A 17,937-nucleotide genomic window follows, 5' to 3' on the forward strand; every position below is an offset into this window, starting at 1 on the left:
GGACCTTATCCGGCCAGCATACGTGTGAGCATATGTCTGATATGGTCCTGCGCGCCGTAGAAAATTGCAGCAATAATGATCATGCGACTACTTTCTACCGACAAGAACCAGATAGCCGCCTTGTCCCGCCGAAGAAACCGGATTCCAGGGTAAATGTCGGCTCGTAATGTCCCGATATAAGGCGTATCGACGAGACGATCGATTTCGACACGCAATTTGCGGATCTGTTCCGCGGTACGCTCCAAAGCCTCGTCAGGCGAGTCTCCGAGTTCGACATGGGAGTCGAACAGATGATCGAAAATCAACTCAAAATCGCGTTCGGCATCCTCGGAATATTCAAGGGTCCACACGAAGAGCCCGCCGCTTCCGCTCGATCATTGCCTCGACACGGCTTTCCATTTCCGTCGTGGAAATCATCGGGCCTTTCAAACGCCGCTGGACCAATTCGCGAAGCGCTGCCGTTTCGGCGGTCTCAGTTTCCGTCTTTTGGCGGAGGAGTTCCAAGCCCTGCTGAAGAACGGAACTCATGCTGGAATACCGGCCGCTCTCCACCAGCGAACGGGCAAAAGCGTCCTGCTGGTCGGTCAGCGAGATCGACGATTTGACACTCATCGGTTTATCTCCATTGAGCCGGAATTTGCTACTCAGTAGCACATCTGTCGATCTGCCGGAACCCCCTCCACCCCTCTCTCCGTTTGTCATGGAGGTGATGGCCCATGGGCCGAACTTGATCGTGACGCTGTCGATGATGTCGTAGTTGCTATTTTAGTTACAGCTGGGCCGCTATTGGCGGCCTTTGCTACCTAATTGGTTGTTATCTCCGCACTCGCAAGTATTCGCGCGCTATCTCACTACGCCGCCGGCTTGGTGTGAACTCCCGCCTACCCCACTCACCCCAGCGGACTATACTCCACCTCCACATCCGCCCCATTCCCCACACCACGCCCCCTCTCCCGCTTCACCACCGGCTCCGCAAAGGTCAGCGCCAGCGCATCCCCCCTGTTCGGCGAGGGCAGGCCGCGCGCCTTCATATCCTCCTTGCTCTCCAGCTGGATCTTCCCGTCGAGCCGCGCCACCGTCTCCGGCCCGACGATATCCTGGTAGAGCGCCTCGTCATTCGGGTCGATCGTCCCACCCGCCTTGATCCAGCGCTTCTGCATGCCCCACATTTCGGCCCGCTTGTTGAGAAAACCGGCATCGAGCGGCTTGGCCGAAAACCAGATCAGCCGCCACGACCGCCCCATCACCTCGCCGGCGCTGACGATGCCCGTGCCATAACCGGCGTCGACGAACACGGCGTCCGCCTGATGCTCCTCCTCCAGCCGGGCGATCAGTCCCGCCACCTCGACATCGTTGTCGTTCCGCGAAAGCGAGGCGAGGCTCTTCGAATAGAGCCCCTGCCGCAGCATGATCTCCAGCGTGTCGTCGCCGGTCCAGGCCGGGTCGACGCCGAGGATGACGGGCGCGAAGGCATATTGCTCGCGGCGAAGATGGCGCGCGCGCGCCTGGTCGACATCGTCTGCGGAAATGAACTGCATGGCGGATTGGCTCGGAAACTGGCCGCGAACGCGGATCTTGAAGAAATCGCTGTCTTCGCCGTGATCTTCCCGCCATTGGGCGATCTTGGCCTTGTTGGTACCCTCCACCGTGCGGCTGTCGATTTGGCGTGTCACCCAGCGGTGACGATAGCGGCGGAAGCACTCGCGGAAACGGCCGGAATTGCGCGTCGGATTGCCGAAGACGATCCAGATGATCACCGTGTTCTCGTCGGTCAGCGCCCCTTCGGCCACCTCCCACACCTTGTCGTGGATCTTCGAAGCCTCATCGAATTCGAGCACGATGATCTTGCCCTGATTGTGCAGCCCGGCGAAGGCCTCGGTATTGTTCACCGACCAGGGCACGAAATCCTGCCGCCACTTCTCCGACGCCGCCTTGTCCCGCGCGCGGATCGAGGTTGCCTGCACGTCGAACCAGTGCGCTGTTATCGAGGAGCGGAACCATTTGCCGATCTCCGGCGCCGTCTTGGTGCGCATCTGCGTATCGGTATTGGCCGTCGTCACCAGCATCGCCTCGTTCCAGCAGGACATCGCCCAGTTGGAAAGCATGCCCATGAAGGCCGATTTGCCGATGCCATGCCCGGAGGCGACCGCGATCTGCAGCGGCTGAAACCGCGTCGCGGGATCGCCGAGATGATCGCGAATAACCGAAAAAATATCCCGCTGCCAAACCCGCGGCCCGGAATGCCCCTCCAGCGCCCCGACGCCCCAATCCCACGCGCTGAGGCTCCAGCCCAGCGGATCGAACTGGCAATCGCCGGCCAATTCGATAATCCCCTCGTTCGGATCGGCGGCCCCGCGCTTTGCCATTTCAGGCCCACGTCCCGCCATCTCAGCCCTCCGCCCCGCCATCACCGGCCCTGCGCGCCTTGGCGCGCGCCAGCCTCTCGCTCAGCGCCTCCAGCCCCTTGATCTCCAGCCGGTCGTGATAAAGCGAATGATGCCGCGCCAGCATATCAAGCGCCTTCAGCCGGTCCGCCCGCTTGATCTTCGCCACATGCACCACGTCACCCCTGGCCTTGGCCAAAGTATTGAACTCCAGCCCGGCAACCGCCGCCGCCGTCCTGTCGTCCCACTCCGAAGGCGCCTTCAGCGCCCCCTCCTCATCAAACACATCGCGCACATCGCCAAAGGCGATATCGGCGATGGCCGCAAGCACCCGCTCGGCCGTGATCTCCAGCTTTTCCAGCCGGGCACCCAAGGCCCTCTCAATCTCCGCCCGCACAGCCTCGTTCGCCATCAAGCGGACGGGAGTGTCCTTCGACTTCCCGCTAAATCCCGCCCGCACTGCTGCCTGCGTCGCATTCAAATCCTTCAGATATTCCGCCACAAACAGGCGCTGCCTCGCCGTCAGTTCTGCCATGGATGATCGAGCCCTCGATGAGGGGAGATCATAGCGGCGGGATGGTTGGGAGGATGAATGCGACAGAGGAACGTTGAACAGGGGCGATACACAGTCAGATAAATTATCATATTCGAACATAATCTTGCGCCGATATTCCCCATACCCTATCAAACAAAGGGTAGAGGACAGTACCGAGGCGAAGATTGCGGGAACCTCAACTAGACGGATTGCGAGCAATCGCGCTGTTGTCGGTATTTTATTCTCATTTCTGGGGAGAAAATTCCGATCTTGGCCATGTCGGCGTTCGATTCTTCTTTGTTCTGAGCGGCTTCCTCATCACGAACATCTTGCTGGCGACCAAGGAACGTGACGACCGCGCGACCGGCATCATCGTGTTCTTCATCCGAAGAGCCGCCAGGATCTGGCCGCCCTACTTCCTTCTGCTCGCCTTTTGCGGCTTCGCGGCCGGCGCATTGCAGCTCCGTATGATGCATCAGTCCCTGCCATGGCACGCTCTGTTCCTCTCCAACTTCTGGTATGCGACGCATGGGCCGGATCCTTGGGCGCTGCGGCATCTCTGGACGCTTGCCGTGGAGGAGCAATTCTACCTGATCTGGCCCTTCGTGGTTCTGGCATTGCCGGCGCGTTTCTTCCTGAAGCTGTGCGGCGTGCTTGTATTAGGCGTGGTGCCTTACAGGCTGATCGCGCTTTCCATGGGCAAGGTCGAACTCGGCCTCGCGCTTCCCTTCGATTCAGTCGATGCGCTGGCGGCCGGCGCCGCTTTGTCCTTCCTGTCGACAAAGGGCTGGAGCATGCCCCGCTGGCTCGTCTCACTCTCGATCCCGGTCGGTGTGGCAGGCTTGGTGACCTTGGCCGCCTTCGAGACCGGGGATTTCATCGAGTGGGTCGTCATCGAGACCGCCCTCTTGCTGCCGCTCACCGCCATCGTCGCCCTCGCCTCGAAAGGGCAGTGTCTCAAGATCCTGGCAAATCGGGCGATCAGCGGTCTCGGCCGGATCAGCTATGGCGCCTATCTCTACCATCTGCCGATCTGGGCAGTCTTTATAAGCCTCGGCATCGATGTCTCGCGCGGCCCTCGGACGATGCTCGTCGTCGGAGCCTCGTCGGTGCTCACCGCTTTCGTATCCTGGGTGGTGGTGGAACGTCCGGTCATGGCCTGGTCGAAGAGGCTGACGAACCGGGTTCCGGCTTAGATCCCATCCCGCCGCGACGGGCTCAGCGAGAACATTCTCACCGCGTCTGTAAGCCGCGAATGACGTTTCACCCCAAAATGAAACCAAATCCCTCCCCTTGCGTTATCCCCTCGATACGTCCGTTTACCCAAGGTGAGTGAAATGAACAGATTCGCCATCATAGCCCTGTCGATCACGACGGCCTTCTCCGGAATGCCGGCCTCGGCAGGCCCTGCCTTCGTACCCAGCCCGGTACAGCAGGCCGCGCAGCCGGCGCCTGTAGGCGGCGATGCCCGGATCATGACCGTTGGCTGCAATAACTTCACCAACTGCCCGGGCCAGTTCAGCAATAATAATGATTACTGGTACCGCAATCGCCACCATTACCGCAATCGCGACTACTATGGTAACCGCGACTACTACCGGGACGACCGTTATGGCTGGGATCACAGCTACGGCAGGCGATACCACCACCATGACAATAGCGGCGCCATCATCGGCGGCCTGGCGGCCGGCGCCATCATCGGCGGCCTCATCGCCTCGCAGCCGCGGACCTACTATGGCCCCAGCGGCTACAGTTCGCATGCCGAATATTGCTACTCCCGCTACCGGTCCTACCGGGCCTACGACAACACCTATCAGCCGAGCTACGGCCCACGCCGCCAGTGCCGGTAATTCCAGTCAGCCAGCACTGCAGCCAGCCCCGCATGTAGATGCGGGGCTTCTTTATGCCGACAAACTGCTGCAAAACTCACGGACGTCATCCTCGGCCTTGTGCCGAGGATCTAAGCCGGCCAAATTAAGCATCTGAAAATAAATGCCTTCCTGTCAAACAACCAAGGTGGTCAGATGCTCGGCACAAGGCCGAGCATGACGGAGGAGGCTTTGTCGACAAGCTTAGCCCCAGGGCTTTGCTGACCCTCACCCAGGAACATTCCAAACGCAAAAGACGAACGGAGCAAGGCTTGCGGCCCCTGCTCCGTTCGTCCCGTCGCGCCCAGCCCTTTGGGGTCAAGGCTGAGCGCCCGGTCAGTAAGCCGCGGTCGCCGGCTTCGGCTTTTTCTCGGTCCATTGCGGCGGCGCGCCGTATTTGGCGGCCACCGCTCCCACCAGGCCGGGTTCGCGGCCGAAGGCGTCGCAGGCGACATATTTCGGCTTGCCCCCGAGCCAGGATTTCACCCGCTGGCCGGAGGGAAGGGAAAGGTCGAGCCCCTTCGGCTCCTTGCCCTTGATCAGCATTCGGGAGAACTCATCGCTGAACTTCGAAGCGAGGCCATAGGCGTCGCCCACCTCGGAAACGCGCGGGTTGTTCTGCAGCGAGTTCGCGCCGCGCGCCCAGACCATTGCCGCCCGCTGCACGCCGGAGCCGTCGACCGCCTCGGCCTCGACAGCCAGTCCGCCGAGGCCGACCGGCAGGCGCGGCACGCCGACGGGAAGCACGAAGCCGGTGCCGACGGTCACCACCGTGGAAACGCCCGCCATCGCCCTGTTGGTCGGCACGATATCGGTGACGACCGAGCGGATCGTCAGGTCGGCAGGCTCGCCTGGCGCCACCATCCGGTATTTGTCGCTGAGCGATATGCAGAGCGCCCGGTCGAGCGCGTTCGACACCATGGTCCGGTCGGCAGGCGATTTGATGCGGGTGGCGGCGCTGAAGGCGAAGGTCGTCGGCGTGATGGCAACCGTCTTCGCCGGCGCAAGGCCTGCCCCGTCGACATAGATGCGCGATTTCTGGAGCTTGCCCTTGGGCGCGCCGAGATTGGAATAGGAAGAAAGCGTCCCGCCCTCCTTGAGCGGCACCGTGCTGCAGCTGCTGACTGCCGCTGCAAGCGCCAGCGGCAAAGCGAGAGAAAAGGAACTCGAAACCCGTTTTGAAAAGAATGAAATGAATGATTTGCTGCGCACTCTGTCTGGCCTCCGTCGCCGATAGCGCATAACCCCGAAATCGAGATCGATTTTTGGGAAAGGATTATGCGCAGTTTAAAGTGCTAGAGCGTCCTTGGCGCGTCTTGTCAGACGCGCGGCGTTCTAGTGTCTGGCCAAGCTGGCGGCCAAGAATTGCAACAGCATTACAGCCTCCGGCGCCATCGGCCGCCGGAAGCGGCTCACCTATCCGAGCCGGATCGTCACCTCGGCGCCGCCGGCACTGCTCTCGATGCTGACCTCGCCGCCGTGGTTCAACGCGATCTGCTTGACGAGGCTGAGGCCGAGACCCGCTCCCCTGCTCTTGGGGGTCACACGGTAGAAGGGCTCGAACACCTGCTCGCGGTGTTCGGCCGGAATGCCAGGTCCCTCGTCGGTGACACTGATCCGGCCGCCGCCGGCAGCCGAGACCGAAACGGTGATCATGCCGCTGCCGCCGCCATGGTCGATCGCGTTGCGCACGAGGTTGCTGACCGCCCGCGGCAGCGCCGAAGGGCTGCCCTTGCGTTTCAGGCTCCCGACCTCGCTCTGAAACGAGATCTGGTAGCCGGCGCCGATGGCGAGCGGCGCGAGATCGGCCACCACCCCGCGGGCGATGTCGACGAGATCAATGGTCTCATGCAGATCTCTCGCCTGGTCGTTGCGCTCGAAATCGAGCAGCTGTTCGGCCGTCTCGGCCAGGCGCGCAACGTCATCGAGCAATCGCCGGCGCTCCTGCCCCTCGGCCGTCCCATCGATCCTGGTCTGCATGATCGCGATCGGCGTGCGCAGTTCATGCGCCGCATCGATCAGGAAGTGCTGCCGCTTGCGGTGCTCGTTCTCCAGCCGGTCGAGCGCCTCGTTGAAGGCGATCACCAGCGGCGCGACCTCCCTCGGAATGCCATCAAGCGGCAGGCGCGCATCGTAGCGGCGCGGTTCGATTTCCGATGCCTTGCGCGCAACCTCGCTGACACTGGCAAGCCCGCGTCGTACGATCCTGGGAACGGCGAGAAAAACCGCCGGCAAGGCGATGGCGAAGAGCGGCACGTAGATCGGGTACACCGCTCCCATCAGGGTCAGGACCGGCCAGCCCTTGTCGGCGACGCCGCCGAAGAGCACCCTGAGCTCGCCGATCGGGGTCTCCACGCTTTCGACCGAGGCGATCTCATCCGTGCCGGCCGCCCCCCTGATATCGGCCCCTTCGAACAGATAGGTCAGGCGCGCAAGTTCGCTGTAGGCCGCCGGAATGCTTCCATAGGACACGTAGGAACCATTCCGCGCGGCCGCGACATACCAAAGCCCGTCATACTCTCGCTTGAGAGCGTCGAGCGCCGGGGTATCCCTTATCTCAAGCCGCCCCTCGGCATCGAGCGCAACGGCCGGGGCCAATGCGGCGGTGACATGATCCTCCAGCGCGACGTTCGGCGAGAGGATCGTCGCGCCATAGAAGCAGAGCCCGATGGTGACAGCCGTCACCACCGCGACGAAGACGACGCTCAACTGCCAGCTGAGTCGCCACCAGAGCGACGGATTGATGTTTGCTGCCCCACGCATCACTCTTCCTTCATGAGATAGCCGACACCGCGGATATTGTGGATCGAAACCTCGGCCCCCGCATCGGCAAGCCGTTTGCGCAGCCGCGATATATGCGCGTCGAGCGCGTTCGACTGGATTTCCTCTTCATAGTTGTAGACCGCCGCCTCCAGCGTCGAGCGCAGCACCGTCTTCTCCTTGCGCTTTGCGAGAGCGGCAAGCACGAGCAGCTCGCGCCGGGGCAGATCGAGCGGGGTATCGCCGACGGTGACGCTGAGATGCAGCGGATCGATCACCATCCGTCCGGCGGTGATCTTCAGTTCGGAAAGGTTCGGCGGCCGGCGCAGCACGGCCCTCAGCCGCGCCATCAGCTCCTCCACCAGAAACGGCTTGCCGAGATAGTCGTCGGCGCCGAGATCGAGCCCTTCCACCCGCTCCCTCGGCTCGTTCATCGCCGTCAGCACGATGATCGGCGTCTCCTTGCCCGCCCGCCTGAGCTCCGGAATGAACCGCAGCCCCTCGCCGTCGGGCAGGCGCCGGTCGAGCAGGATCGCATCGTATGGGTTCTGCCGCGTCAGCTCCACCGCATCGCCGAGATGCATGGTGTGATCGGTCACGATCCCATGCTTGCCGAGCGCTGCAGACAGCGCCTCGGCCAGCTCCTTCTCATCCTCGATCAACAATATCCGCATCGCCCGCCCAACCCCAGCGCCCTCAAGCGCGTCGCGCACTTTTGCGCGACACGCTTGATTTCGGCCGCAAGGGTTGCAGCAACATTGCGGAAGTTGAAAGGCAGCCGGTCATGCTGGCGTAATTGTTGCAGCCGAGGATCGGGCATCACAATTCAGGACGACAAGATGCCAAACCTCAAATCCATCCTCCGAATTCTCGAAACCTACCTCCTCTCCGCCTTCATCCTCGCCAGCCTGCTCGCCGGCCCGCTCGTCCTTGTGCTCGTCAGATAGCGATGCGTTCGAGAAGGCAAAGGTGCGGCGCCCGGCGAGCGGGCGCCGCCGGGCGCTCTCATCGAGGGCGTTTCATCTCGGCGTAGTCGCCGCTTGTCCGAAGCGTCAGCGTCACCGGTTCGCTCGTCCGGTTTCGCCAGAACCAGCCGTGCGTCCCGTCGAATTCGGCCTTCAGCACGCCTTCGTCCGAACCCACGCCGCGGCCCTTTTCGTAGCTGACCGTCCGGCCGCCGCCTTCTCCATGCGTGTCGAAGTTGACGAGGGAGCCGTTCGCCGACCACTGGAAGTTCGCCTCCGCGCCGGCCGACATGATGAGCTTGACTTCCTTGCCCTCGCCGGGAGCGAGCGTCATGGCGAACTCGTCCTCCCGCCCGCCCGCGGGAATGCTGGCCGTCGTATCGACGATGCCGGCTTCCGGGGGCGTCGCCGCGGCCTCGGTCGGCACCGGCTCTTGAGCCGGCTCCTGCGCCGGCACCCGCACCTGCTCGACAATGGCAGCCGATGGCGGCGCAAGGGCCGTTGCCACCCGGTCGCGGTCGAGCAGCAGCCGTTCGATCTGCTCGAGCCGCGCCTCTATCCGTTCGAACTGCTGGCCGTTTTCCGCAGCAGGCGCGGCGGCGGCAGCAGTGGCCGCCGGGGCGTCTTTTGCCGCCTCGGCGGCGAGCTGCGTCTTGATCTTGCCCATGTCGGTCAGCCCGACGGCGCTGCCGATGCCGGTGGGGTCGATGGCGTATTCGGCCGGCATGACGACGGTTACCAGCAGGATGGCGGCGCAGCCGGCGGCAATGGCGGTGGAGCGCTTCAGGCGGGCGGCCGTCGGCAGATCGGCGCGCGATGGGAAATCCGTGTTGTACATTGGTCAATCCTTATAGGGAAACGAAGAGGCCGGTGAGCTGGTATCCGACCAGCAGGAAGCCGGCGCTCATCATCACGACGTTGGCGGCATAGGCGTGGCGCCAGAAGCTCGGTGTGCGCCGCCAGTAGCCCATGGCGATCAGGATCGCTGACAGGGCGAGCAGCTGGCCGATCTCCACGCCGACGTTGAAGGCGAGAAGGTTCGGCACGAGACCGTCGGGCGATATTTCATAGTCGATGATCTTGGTCGACAGGCCGAAGCCGTGGAAGAAGCCGAAGATCAGCGTCGCGGCCTTGGTGTTCGGCTGGAAGCCCAGCCAGCGCTGGAAGGCGCCCATATTGTCGAGCGCCTTGTAGACGACCGACAGGCCGATGATGGCATCGATGATGTAGCTGTTGACGCCGATGCTGAAATAGACGCCGAGCAGCATCGTCGTCGAATGGCCGAAGGCGAAGAGGCTGACATAGATGCCGATATGCTTCATCCGGTAGAGGAAGAAGATGACGCCGAGCAGGAAGAGAATATGGTCGTAGCCGGTGACCATGTGCTTGGCGCCGAGATAGATGAACGGAATGATGTTCACCCCGGTGATTTCCTGAATGTAGCCCTTGTCGCCTTCGGCGACGCCGTGCGCCGCGGCGACGGTCGCCGAGACGGCGAGCGACATCGCGGCAAGGAGGACGTTCTGAGCGAACCGGCCGCATGCGGCGGCACGGCCTCTCGATTGTGGTTGTCTCATGATGGTTTCCCGATGCGTTGAGGAAGCCGCGCAAGCGGCGATCGTCAGACGGATCGGAATGGGCGCGGCGGCCGCTCCGGGCCGCCGGGCGCCAGCCCCTTCAACGGCAGGGATCGCTCCTGCTGCAGGTCATCGCGGAAAGCGCGAATGGTGAAGGCGAGCGAAGCGGAAAGGCTGACCTTCTCATGGGAATGGTCGCCATGGTGGTGAGATTGCTCCGCCGTCTCCCCGCTGTCATGCGCATGCAACGCATCGGCGGACGCCGAGATCCCGGCCGCAGCGGCAAGGCCCGCCGGGCGCTCATCGGAGGCAAACCAGCCGAAGAAGGCCATCGCGACGATCATGACGACCGCGAGACTCCGACGCATCCCTGATTTCGACGGCAATCGAATCACATCCCCGAAACGCTTGAAAGAACCAGCTTGCAATATCCCCTCCAGGGGGATAGGACAAGCGCAGTTTTTCACATGCGGAGCAAGAAATGCTTTCGGTTATCAGGGAATGGTTTGGCTTCGGCCCGGCCGATCACGCACATTCGCACGGCAACGGACATTCTCACGGCCACGGGTCGCATGGTGACGAGGGCGGGCACGGCCACACGCATGGCCTCATCGATCCCAGCATCAGCTCGTCCGAACGCGGCATCTGGGCGATCAAGTGGTCCTTCGTGATCCTGGCGATCACCGCCCTTTTCCAGCTCGCCGTCGTCTTCTATTCGGGCAGCGTGGCGCTGCTTGCCGACACCATTCACAATGTCGGCGACGCCGCCACCGCCATCCCGCTCTGGATCGCCTTCTCGCTCGTCCGCCGCCAGGCCACCAAGACCTTCAATTACGGGCTCGGCCGCGTCGAGGATTATGCCGGCCTCGTCATCGTGCTGATCATTCTCTTCAGCGCGCTCGTCGCCGGCTATGAGGCGATCGACCGGCTGATCAATCCGCAGCCGATCACCCAGCTTGCCGCCGTCGCCATCGCCGGCGTCGTCGGCTTCATCGGCAATGAGGCGGTCGCCGTCTTCCGCATCCGGGTCGGCCGCGAGATGAACAGCGCCGCGCTGATCGCCGACGGCTATCATGCCCGGACCGACGGCCTGACCAGCCTTGCCGTCGTTCTCGGCGCTGCCGGCGTCTGGGCAGGCTTCCCGCTCGCCGATCCGATCATCGGCCTGCTGATCACCATCGCCATCTTCGGCATCGTCTGGCAGTCGGCGCGCGCCGTCATCACCCGCAGCCTCGACGGCGTCGAACCCGGCATCCCTGAAGAAATCGCCCATGCCGCCGAGCATGTCCCGGGCATCGACCGCGTGATCGACGTCAAGGCGCGCTGGCTCGGCCACAAGCTCCATACCGACATCGTCATCTCGGTCGATCCGTCGAAATCCCTCTCCGAGGCCAATGCGATCGCTGGGGCATTGCGGCGCGAATTGCAGGGGCACCTCCCCTCGCTCGGCAATGCCACCGTGCAGTTCGACGATTACGGCGTCGAGCCTGTTGCCTCTGCTCATGATCACGGAAACGGCCATCACCACGCGCCTGATCCTTTCAAGGTGGAGTCGGAGATCGCCACCGGCCTGCTCGAAATCATCGACACCCCGGCCGGCGAGCGGATGCGCTTTACCGTGTCGAAACACGCGCCCGGCCTGAACGCCGTCGTCGAAATCAGGCGGCCGCACGGCCTCGAGATTCTGCCGCTTCTGGCGTCGCCAAACGATCACCATGCCCTGCAGAGCGCCGAAGCGCCCGCCGAGCCGCATGAGTTCGACGCTGTGCTGAAGCTGACCTCCGAGCGCGGCGGGGCGGATCTGCCCTTCCGCATGACCGAGCCGGAGGGCCACCATCATTGAGCGATGCGAGAAGCGCCGCTGATGCCGCCGTTGACAGCCATCCCCTTCTGGGGGATGGAAACAGCATGAGCGAACCGCACACCCACGCCACCCACCCCGAGATCGTCAAGCGGCTCAAGCGCGCCGAAGGACATCTGAAGAGCGTCATTGCGATGATCGAGAGCGGCAAGCCCTGTCTCGACATCGCCCAGCAGCTTTCCGCCGTCGAGAAGGCGATCACCAACGCCAAGCGCACCCTGATCCAGGACCATCTCGATCATTGCCTCGACGAGACGGTCGGCCCCCTGAACCGCGACCAGCGCCACTCGATCGACGAATTCAAGACGATCGCGAAATATCTCTGAGGAGATGGTGGACGCGGCCGCCTATGCGGGACTGTTTCTGGCGGCATTCCTTGCCGCGACGATCCTGCCGATGCAGTCGGAAGCGATCCTCGTCGGGCTCCTGCTGGCCGAGAAGCAGCCGATGTTCTGGCTGGTCACGGTCGCAAGCCTCGGCAATGTGCTGGGTTCGCTCGTCAACTGGCTCCTCGGGCGCGGCTTGGAGCGCTTTCGCGGGCGGCGATGGTTTCCAGTCAGCCCGAATGCGCTCGACAGGACGCAGGCCTGGTACCGTAAATACGGGCGATGGCTGCTGCTCGGCAGTTGGCTCCCCATCGTCGGCGACGCAATCACGGTCGCGGCCGGCGTGCTTCGCGAGCCGTTGCCGACATTTCTGCTCCTCGTTACGATTTCCAAGGCCGGGCGGTACCTCGTACTTGCCGCGGCGACGATGGGCCTGACATGATGTTCTGGCAAGCGATCATCGAATACCAGCGCGAGATCTATCTCGCCTTCGCCGGTCAGATCAAGGCGTTCGCGGCAGGCGGCGGCTGGCTGCCTTTCCTCGGCTTCCTGCCGATGGGCGTCGCCTTCGGTGCCGTCCACGCCATGACGCCGGGGCACAGCAAGTCGGTTCTCGCCACCTATCTGGCCGGCTCCTCGGCCAGAGCCCATCGCGCGCTTCTCGTCTCCATGGCCTTGTCTTTCACCCACGTCGGAATGGCTGTCGTCATCGCGCTTCTCGCCCTGCCGCTGGTCTCGTATTCCTTCGCCGATGCGGGCTCGGCGCCGCTCCTGGAAGTGCTGAGCCGCGGCCTGCTCGGCGTCATCGGCGGCTGGATGCTGTGGCGGGCGCTCTTCCGCCCCGCCCATATCCATTCGCATGGCGAGGGCGTGATCGTCGGCTTCATGGCCGGCCTGGTCCCCTGCCCGCTGACGCTCTTCGTGATGACCTTCGCGATGATCCATCAGGTGGTGGTGACCGGCATCCTCTTCGCCGTCACCATGATGCTCGGCGTCGGCCTGACCTTGTCCGCCGTCGCCCTGCTCGCCGTCTTCTTCCGCGAGCGCCTCGCCCATCTCCTGAAGACCCGACCGCGGCTGCTCGCCGCGGTATCGAAATCGGCCGAAGCCACCGCCGGCGCCATCCTCCTCACCGTCGCCATCCACGAACTCGTCACGGCGTGACGGCCGGCTGACGGCACATCCTCCAATATCGCCTTTTGCTTACGCCGCTCCCGCCGTCATCCTCCCGCGCACCTCCAGAAATGCCGCCGTCAGCTTTGCCAGCACGGGTGACGTGACCGTTCCATTCGCCCCGCCGACCGGATCGACGATGTGGATCTGCCTGAGATCGTCCATGAACTCGTCCCAAAGCGGCTGCCCGCCTTCCTCCAGCAGCTCGGCGCGGATGCTGAGATCCTCCGTCACCGGCAGGTGACGCCGTCCCCAGGCGCCGATCATGGCGAAGAGCGGCACGAGCTGGATTGCCGGCTCGGTCAGGCTGTAGATCGCCTTCTGGCTGTGGCTCGGATCGTCCCGCTTGCTGATGAAGCCGAGCGACAGCAGCCGCTTCAGCCGCGCCGCCAGGATGTTGGAGGCGATTCCCTCCTGCGAATGATTGAGCAGATCGCGGAAATGCCGGCGGTTGCCGAACATGATGTCGCGGATGATAATCAGGCTCCACCGGTCGCCAAGCACCTCCATCGTCAGGTTGATCGGGCAGCCCGACCGCAATTCTATGTCCACGTCGCATCTCCTGCAAAAACCAGTTGCATTATAGGATCACTTGTGCGAGAAGACAACCAGTTTCAATTCGCAACCAGATGGAGGAAGTCATGTCCAAAGTGCGTGTCGCAGGATTTTCCGTTTCCGTGGATGGTTTCGGCGCCGGGCCGGAGCAAAGCCTCAATGATCCCTTGGGAAAGCGGGGCCCGGAAATGTTCCAATGGTTCTTCCACACCCGCACCTTCCGCGCGATGATGGGCAAGGACGACGGCTCGACAGGCATCGACGAGGATTATGCCTCGCGCGCCATGGCCAATTTCGGCGCCTTCATCCTCGGCCGCAACATGTTCGGCCCCATCCGCGGCGAGTGGCCGGACGATGCCTGGAAGGGCTGGTGGGGTCCGAACCCGCCTTACCACGCGCCGACCTATATCCTGACGCATTATCCGCGCGAGCCGATCGTCATGGAGGGCGGCACCACCTTCCACTTCGTCACCGGCGGCATTCACGAGGCGCTCGACAAGGCGAAGGCTGATGCCGGTGGCAAGGACGTCAAGATCGGAGGCGGGGTTGCGACCGTCCGCCAATATTTGCAGGCGGACCTCGTCGACGAGCTGCATTTCGCCGTCTCCCCCGTCGTGCTCGGCCAGGGCGAGGCGATGTTTACCGGCATCGACCTGCCCGCTCTGGGCTTCCGCGTCACCGAACATGTCGCAAGCGAACACGCCACGCATATCGTGTTGGCGAAATAACACCTTCGGCGCCGGCGGCTCCAACGGCCGCCGGCATCGTCCCTCGCGCAGGCAGATCCGCCGTCGCTGACGGTACAATACCGCTCGGTTTGAGTTAGCTGTGGTGTTCCCGCGGGATCAGCGTAGAATGACAGCATCGGCCCATCAGAATATTCGGCGGGACCGCTTGGGAGTTCATACGTGCTCTTGCCATTAACGGAGGGCATGACATTGCTTCAATCGCTCATTTCCCTCGATGACAGCGAGATAAATCTCGTCACTGACGCCGTTCAGCAATGGTGCAGCGAGAAGAAGCTCGACATCGAGAGCACCGAAGGCCGCCGCGCCATTACCATCGCGGTCGATCTGGTCCAGACCAATATCGCGCCGGAGAAGCTTTTAGCCGAACTGTCGCAGCAGATGGACCGCCGGTAGAGCCATCGCGTCCACTTCAGAGAGCTTCGTGTTGAGGCGCCCGCTAGGGGCCTCGAAAAGCGAGGCGCGCCGGGCATACACATCACCTGCCTTTCGCTTGGCGCTCAAGGCGCTCGTCGCAGACGCTCCTCAGCCCCCTCATCTGCCTGCCGGCATCTTCTCCCCGCTGGGGAGAAGGGAATCGTGGCAGCGCCTCGCTCCCTTTGACAAGCCGGCTAAAGGAATGATGGCCTTGCAGCTTGGGTCCCTTCTCCCCGGCGGGGAGAAGATGCCGGCAGGCAGATGAGGGGGTGAGCGACGATAGGAGCGAATGCACGAAGCGAAAGCGAAGGCAAGAATGGACAACGACGCTCCCATATTCGAAGAGCCTGTCCAGACCCCCATCGGTTCCTACGCTCCTAGCCCGCCAGCCTCGAGCTTTTCCAGATAGGCACAGAACATGTTGGCCATGGCGTCGGCATAGGCTTCGATTTCGGTAGGGCTTCGCGCGGCCTCGGAGAACTGCTTTCCCACTGTGCCGAGCGTCGTGGAGATCAGGTCGCCGGCGAGTTCCCGCGTCGCCTCAGGCGCGCGGGGCAGCGCTTCGCGCATGAACTGCTCGACGAAGCGGTCTCCCGCTGCCCTTGCCGCCTGTGCTTCCGGCGCATCGCGATAAAGGGGCGCTGCGTCATGGAGCGCCACGCGCATCGCCGCTTCCTCGCATTCCGAGCGCAGGAAGGCGTGGACCAGGCTGCGCAGCCGTGCGAGCGGCGGCTTTTGCGCATCGGCAAGAATATCGCCGAGCATGTCGGTGGTCTGACGCCACTCGTCGCTCTGCAGCCGGAAGAGGATCGCCGCCTTGTTGGGGAAATACTGGTAGAGCGATCCGATGCTGACGCCCGCCCTTTCGGCCACCCGCGCCGTGGTGAAACGCTGCGCGCCTTCCCGCGCCAAAACCTGAGCAGCGGCATCCAGGATCGCCGTCACGAGTTCGCTCGAGCGGGTCTGCTGGGGCTGTTTTCGCGAGGAAATCTGGGCTCTTGGGCGATCGGTCATGGCAGCGCTCGGCAATGCGAATAGCAGATGCGACGAATTACTCGTATTTTCCATCCCACGCAAGAACCTGCGGATTTCAAAAGGAGACGACCGAAATGACGACGCTGACCACTGCCCCACTGGCTCCCCTGCTCGACCGCCTGTTTGAAGAAGCTGCGGCCGCACCCGGCCCCGCGGCATCGGGATTGTCAAGCGACGAGCGGATGCGCCTGATCGGCAGCAAGACCGGATATATCGAGCTTTACGGGCGCTTGAAGGATCTCTGGCTGCCCGTTTCCAGGGAGGCCGGGGCGCTGCTTTACATGCTGGCGCGCAGCAGCCGCGCAAGCGTGATCGTCGAATTCGGCACATCCTTCGGCATCTCGACCCTCTATCTCGCCGCCGCCTTGCGCGACAATGGCGGCGGTCGGCTGATCACGAGTGAGTTCGAGCCGTCGAAGCTCGCCCGCGCCCGGGCCAACCTGACGGCCGGCGGCCTCATCGACCTGGTGGAGATGCGCGAAGGCGATGCCCTGCAGACGCTGAGCACGGACCTGCCCGAGACAATCGACCTGCTGTTCCTGGACGGAGCAAAACCGCTCTATCGCGATATTCTCGAGCTGGTCGAAGACCGGCTGAGACCGGGCGCGCTTGTTGTCGCCGACAACGCAGACGTCAGCCCCGAATATCTCGCCCACGTGCGCTCGCCGGCGTCAGGCTATCTGTCGACGCCATTTGCGGAGGATATCGAGCTGTCGATGCGCATGTGACGCCAGCCCGGAGCGAAAACGCGGCGCATGACACACGTCATGCGCCGCGTTTTAGAGACAGGCTGGAGGCACGGCCACCCGCCTGCCTAAAGGTGCTTTTCGAAGAACAAATCCGGATAGGGATCGTCGTTGAACCGCTCGATCTCGCTCCAGCCGGTTCTCCGATAAAGCTGCTGCGCCTCGGGCAGCGTGCTGTTCGTATCGAGACGCAGAACCTCGATCGACAGCGCGCGGGCGATGTCCTCGACAGCGCCCATCAGCCGTTTGGCGAGCCCGAGCCCCCGCGCCGACGGGGCGACCCAGAGCCTCTTGATCTCCGCAATCCCGCTACCGCCCTTCAGCCCGACACAGCCGATCGGCAGACCGTCCGACATCGCCACCAGGAAGGCTCCGCGCGGACGGATCATATCCCCGGCGTCGGGATCGCGCGAAAGCGATACGTCGAACCCCCTGGCGAAGCGGCGCGCGAGTTCGCCGTAGTATTCGCCGAGACAATACCGGGCGTCTTCGTGCCGGGGGTCTTTCTCCTCGATCACGATCTGGTCGCGCCGAAGCGAGGCGGCGACGAGATCCATGGCGCGCAACAATTCCTCCGGATGGCGATGGCGCGCCAGAAAAGCCTCCGCCTGCGCGTTGGAAAGCGCTTCATAGGCCTCGAATTCGCATCGCCCGGCTTCCGTCAACCGGGCAACACGGCGACGCGCATCCTCGGCATTGGCAACCGTCTCGATCAACCCCTCCTCTTCCAGTCCGCGCAGCAGCCGGCTCATCAGTCCGGAGTCGAGACCGAGATGATCACGGATCGCCGCAACATCCGACTGCCCCTTGCCGATCGAATTCAGCACGCGCGCCGCCCCCAACGGACGACCGCGCCCGAGGAAAGACGTATCGAGCGCGCCGACTTCGGTGGTGACGGCGCGATTGAAGCGACGAACGCGAGAAATGGGATCCGAGTTCATATTATCTGACTTAGGTCAGGTAATTAATTCTGTCAATTCGGAAGGCCG

Annotated in this window: 22 protein-coding genes; 9 read left to right on the plus strand and 13 right to left on the minus strand. The window is 63.2% G+C overall.

What is annotated here, in order from left to right:
• Nucleotides 1-5: 5 nt before the first annotated feature.
• The 4 genes from NE852_RS12995 to NE852_RS13010 all read right to left on the minus strand — a co-directional run bounded on the left by NE852_RS12995 (nt 6) and on the right by NE852_RS13010 (nt 2,919).
• On the minus strand, nt 6-350 hold the full coding sequence (locus NE852_RS12995; protein ID WP_258156637.1) for a type II toxin-antitoxin system RelE/ParE family toxin: 345 nt from the start codon (nt 348-350) through the stop codon (nt 6-8).
• Nucleotides 337-612 carry a type II toxin-antitoxin system ParD family antitoxin gene (locus NE852_RS13000; protein ID WP_008535549.1) on the minus strand — a complete coding sequence of 92 codons (276 nt, stop codon included), beginning with the start codon at nt 610-612 and terminating at the stop codon, nt 337-339. Before NE852_RS13000 ends, NE852_RS12995 begins: the two co-directional genes overlap by 14 nt.
• Nucleotides 613-890: 278 nt before the next feature.
• Complete coding sequence (locus NE852_RS13005) at nt 891-2,387, minus strand: terminase (protein ID WP_245270831.1); 1,497 nt, start codon at nt 2,385-2,387, stop codon at nt 891-893.
• Between the two features lies 1 nt (nt 2,388).
• Nucleotides 2,389-2,919 carry a terminase small subunit gene (locus NE852_RS13010; protein ID WP_258156638.1) on the minus strand — a complete coding sequence of 177 codons (531 nt, stop codon included), beginning with the start codon at nt 2,917-2,919 and terminating at the stop codon, nt 2,389-2,391.
• A 227-nt stretch (nt 2,920-3,146) separates the two neighbouring features.
• Between NE852_RS13010 and NE852_RS13015 the strand changes: the two genes are divergently transcribed.
• Together NE852_RS13015 and NE852_RS13020 are read left to right on the plus strand one after the other, a co-directional pair.
• Nucleotides 3,147-4,115, plus strand: a complete 969-nt coding sequence (locus tag NE852_RS13015) for an acyltransferase (RefSeq protein ID WP_008535557.1) — start codon at nt 3,147-3,149, stop codon at nt 4,113-4,115.
• A gap of 141 nt (nt 4,116-4,256) precedes the next feature.
• Nucleotides 4,257-4,769 (plus strand): BA14K family protein, encoded by a 513-nt coding sequence (locus tag NE852_RS13020; protein WP_008535559.1) that lies wholly within the window; start codon nt 4,257-4,259, stop codon nt 4,767-4,769.
• A gap of 354 nt (nt 4,770-5,123) precedes the next feature.
• Here the strand turns inward: NE852_RS13020 and NE852_RS13025 are convergent, their stop codons facing one another.
• From NE852_RS13025 to NE852_RS13050, 6 genes are all read right to left on the minus strand, one after another.
• Nucleotides 5,124-6,029: a DUF3313 domain-containing protein gene (locus tag NE852_RS13025; RefSeq protein WP_037175205.1), complete on the minus strand. Its 906-nt coding sequence runs from the start codon at nt 6,027-6,029 to the stop codon at nt 5,124-5,126.
• A 174-nt stretch (nt 6,030-6,203) separates the two neighbouring features.
• Nucleotides 6,204-7,550, minus strand: a complete 1,347-nt coding sequence (locus tag NE852_RS13030; RefSeq protein WP_008535562.1) for a HAMP domain-containing sensor histidine kinase — start codon at nt 7,548-7,550, stop codon at nt 6,204-6,206.
• Nucleotides 7,550-8,221, minus strand: coding sequence for a response regulator transcription factor (locus NE852_RS13035; RefSeq protein WP_008535563.1), 672 nt, complete (start codon nt 8,219-8,221; stop codon nt 7,550-7,552). The genes NE852_RS13030 and NE852_RS13035 overlap by 1 nt, the downstream gene beginning before the upstream one ends.
• A gap of 331 nt (nt 8,222-8,552) precedes the next feature.
• Nucleotides 8,553-9,350 carry a hypothetical protein gene (locus tag NE852_RS13040; protein ID WP_008535573.1) on the minus strand — a complete coding sequence of 266 codons (798 nt, stop codon included), beginning with the start codon at nt 9,348-9,350 and terminating at the stop codon, nt 8,553-8,555.
• A gap of 10 nt (nt 9,351-9,360) precedes the next feature.
• Nucleotides 9,361-10,089 (minus strand): HupE/UreJ family protein, encoded by a 729-nt coding sequence (locus NE852_RS13045; RefSeq protein WP_008535576.1) that lies wholly within the window; start codon nt 10,087-10,089, stop codon nt 9,361-9,363.
• A 44-nt stretch (nt 10,090-10,133) separates the two neighbouring features.
• The gene (locus NE852_RS13050) at nt 10,134-10,457 is read right to left on the minus strand and encodes a hypothetical protein (RefSeq protein WP_008535579.1); all 324 of its coding nucleotides are present in this window, start codon (nt 10,455-10,457) and stop codon (nt 10,134-10,136) included.
• Nucleotides 10,458-10,570: 113 nt separating this feature from the next.
• Between NE852_RS13050 and NE852_RS13055 the strand changes: the two genes are divergently transcribed.
• From NE852_RS13055 to NE852_RS13070, 4 genes are all read left to right on the plus strand, one after another.
• Nucleotides 10,571-11,932, plus strand: coding sequence for a cation diffusion facilitator family transporter (locus NE852_RS13055; protein ID WP_258156639.1), 1,362 nt, complete (start codon nt 10,571-10,573; stop codon nt 11,930-11,932).
• Between the two features lie 65 nt (nt 11,933-11,997).
• Nucleotides 11,998-12,276: a metal-sensing transcriptional repressor gene (locus NE852_RS13060; protein ID WP_258156640.1), complete on the plus strand. Its 279-nt coding sequence runs from the start codon at nt 11,998-12,000 to the stop codon at nt 12,274-12,276.
• 4 nt (nt 12,277-12,280) lie between these two features.
• Nucleotides 12,281-12,718, plus strand: a complete 438-nt coding sequence (locus tag NE852_RS13065) for a YqaA family protein (RefSeq protein WP_008535595.1) — start codon at nt 12,281-12,283, stop codon at nt 12,716-12,718.
• Nucleotides 12,718-13,440 (plus strand): nickel/cobalt transporter, encoded by a 723-nt coding sequence (locus tag NE852_RS13070; protein ID WP_037175216.1) that lies wholly within the window; start codon nt 12,718-12,720, stop codon nt 13,438-13,440. The genes NE852_RS13065 and NE852_RS13070 overlap by 1 nt, the downstream gene beginning before the upstream one ends.
• Before the next feature lie 39 nt (nt 13,441-13,479).
• Here NE852_RS13070 and NE852_RS13075 read toward each other — a convergent pair whose 3' ends face one another.
• Complete coding sequence (locus NE852_RS13075; protein WP_008535599.1) at nt 13,480-14,001, minus strand: helix-turn-helix domain-containing protein; 522 nt, start codon at nt 13,999-14,001, stop codon at nt 13,480-13,482.
• An 89-nt stretch (nt 14,002-14,090) separates the two neighbouring features.
• Between NE852_RS13075 and NE852_RS13080 the strand changes: the two genes are divergently transcribed.
• Together NE852_RS13080 and NE852_RS13085 are read left to right on the plus strand one after the other, a co-directional pair.
• Nucleotides 14,091-14,732, plus strand: coding sequence for a dihydrofolate reductase family protein (locus tag NE852_RS13080; RefSeq protein ID WP_008535601.1), 642 nt, complete (start codon nt 14,091-14,093; stop codon nt 14,730-14,732).
• A 210-nt stretch (nt 14,733-14,942) separates the two neighbouring features.
• Entirely contained in the window at nt 14,943-15,146 is a 204-nt protein-coding gene (locus NE852_RS13085) for a hypothetical protein (protein WP_037175218.1), read from the plus strand.
• Between the two features lie 390 nt (nt 15,147-15,536).
• On the opposite strand, the gene NE852_RS13090 is transcribed toward NE852_RS13085, so the two are convergent.
• Nucleotides 15,537-16,181 (minus strand): TetR family transcriptional regulator, encoded by a 645-nt coding sequence (locus NE852_RS13090; protein ID WP_008535611.1) that lies wholly within the window; start codon nt 16,179-16,181, stop codon nt 15,537-15,539.
• Nucleotides 16,182-16,276: 95 nt separating this feature from the next.
• Here NE852_RS13090 and NE852_RS13095 point away from each other — a divergent pair, with 95 nt between their 5' ends.
• Entirely contained in the window at nt 16,277-16,930 is a 654-nt protein-coding gene (locus NE852_RS13095) for an O-methyltransferase (RefSeq protein WP_008535614.1), read from the plus strand.
• An 86-nt stretch (nt 16,931-17,016) separates the two neighbouring features.
• On the opposite strand, the gene NE852_RS13100 is transcribed toward NE852_RS13095, so the two are convergent.
• On the minus strand, nt 17,017-17,889 hold the full coding sequence (locus NE852_RS13100; RefSeq protein WP_008536991.1) for a helix-turn-helix domain-containing GNAT family N-acetyltransferase: 873 nt from the start codon (nt 17,887-17,889) through the stop codon (nt 17,017-17,019).
• Nucleotides 17,890-17,937: the final 48 nt, after the last annotated feature.

Source organism: Rhizobium sp. Pop5 (assembly GCF_024721175.1).
Lineage (GTDB): Bacteria > Pseudomonadota > Alphaproteobacteria > Rhizobiales > Rhizobiaceae > Rhizobium.

Excerpts from the sequence above, each read along its gene's own strand:
- NE852_RS13035 (WP_008535563.1), bottom strand. The coding sequence starts at position 8,221 with ATGCGGATATTGTTGATCGAGGATGAGAAGGAGCTGGCCGAGGCGCTG.
- NE852_RS13030 (WP_008535562.1), bottom strand. The coding sequence starts at position 7,550 with ATGCGTGGGGCAGCAAACATCAATCCGTCGCTCTGGTGGCGACTCAGC.
- NE852_RS13055 (WP_258156639.1), top strand. The coding sequence starts at position 10,571 with ATGCTTTCGGTTATCAGGGAATGGTTTGGCTTCGGCCCGGCCGATCAC.
- NE852_RS13100 (WP_008536991.1), bottom strand. The coding sequence starts at position 17,889 with ATGAACTCGGATCCCATTTCTCGCGTTCGTCGCTTCAATCGCGCCGTC.
- NE852_RS13090 (WP_008535611.1), bottom strand. The coding sequence starts at position 16,181 with ATGACCGATCGCCCAAGAGCCCAGATTTCCTCGCGAAAACAGCCCCAG.
- NE852_RS13000 (WP_008535549.1), bottom strand. The coding sequence starts at position 612 with ATGAGTGTCAAATCGTCGATCTCGCTGACCGACCAGCAGGACGCTTTT.
- NE852_RS13010 (WP_258156638.1), bottom strand. The coding sequence starts at position 2,919 with ATGGCAGAACTGACGGCGAGGCAGCGCCTGTTTGTGGCGGAATATCTG.
- NE852_RS13020 (WP_008535559.1), top strand. The coding sequence starts at position 4,257 with ATGAACAGATTCGCCATCATAGCCCTGTCGATCACGACGGCCTTCTCC.
- NE852_RS13045 (WP_008535576.1), bottom strand. The coding sequence starts at position 10,089 with ATGAGACAACCACAATCGAGAGGCCGTGCCGCCGCATGCGGCCGGTTC.
- NE852_RS13070 (WP_037175216.1), top strand. The coding sequence starts at position 12,718 with ATGTTCTGGCAAGCGATCATCGAATACCAGCGCGAGATCTATCTCGCC.
- NE852_RS13005 (WP_245270831.1), bottom strand. The coding sequence starts at position 2,387 with ATGGCGGGACGTGGGCCTGAAATGGCAAAGCGCGGGGCCGCCGATCCG.
- NE852_RS13095 (WP_008535614.1), top strand. The coding sequence starts at position 16,277 with ATGACGACGCTGACCACTGCCCCACTGGCTCCCCTGCTCGACCGCCTG.
- NE852_RS13050 (WP_008535579.1), bottom strand. The coding sequence starts at position 10,457 with ATGCGTCGGAGTCTCGCGGTCGTCATGATCGTCGCGATGGCCTTCTTC.
- NE852_RS13060 (WP_258156640.1), top strand. The coding sequence starts at position 11,998 with ATGAGCGAACCGCACACCCACGCCACCCACCCCGAGATCGTCAAGCGG.
- NE852_RS13080 (WP_008535601.1), top strand. The coding sequence starts at position 14,091 with ATGTCCAAAGTGCGTGTCGCAGGATTTTCCGTTTCCGTGGATGGTTTC.
- NE852_RS13065 (WP_008535595.1), top strand. The coding sequence starts at position 12,281 with ATGGTGGACGCGGCCGCCTATGCGGGACTGTTTCTGGCGGCATTCCTT.
- NE852_RS13040 (WP_008535573.1), bottom strand. The coding sequence starts at position 9,350 with ATGTACAACACGGATTTCCCATCGCGCGCCGATCTGCCGACGGCCGCC.
- NE852_RS13025 (WP_037175205.1), bottom strand. The coding sequence starts at position 6,029 with ATGCGCTATCGGCGACGGAGGCCAGACAGAGTGCGCAGCAAATCATTC.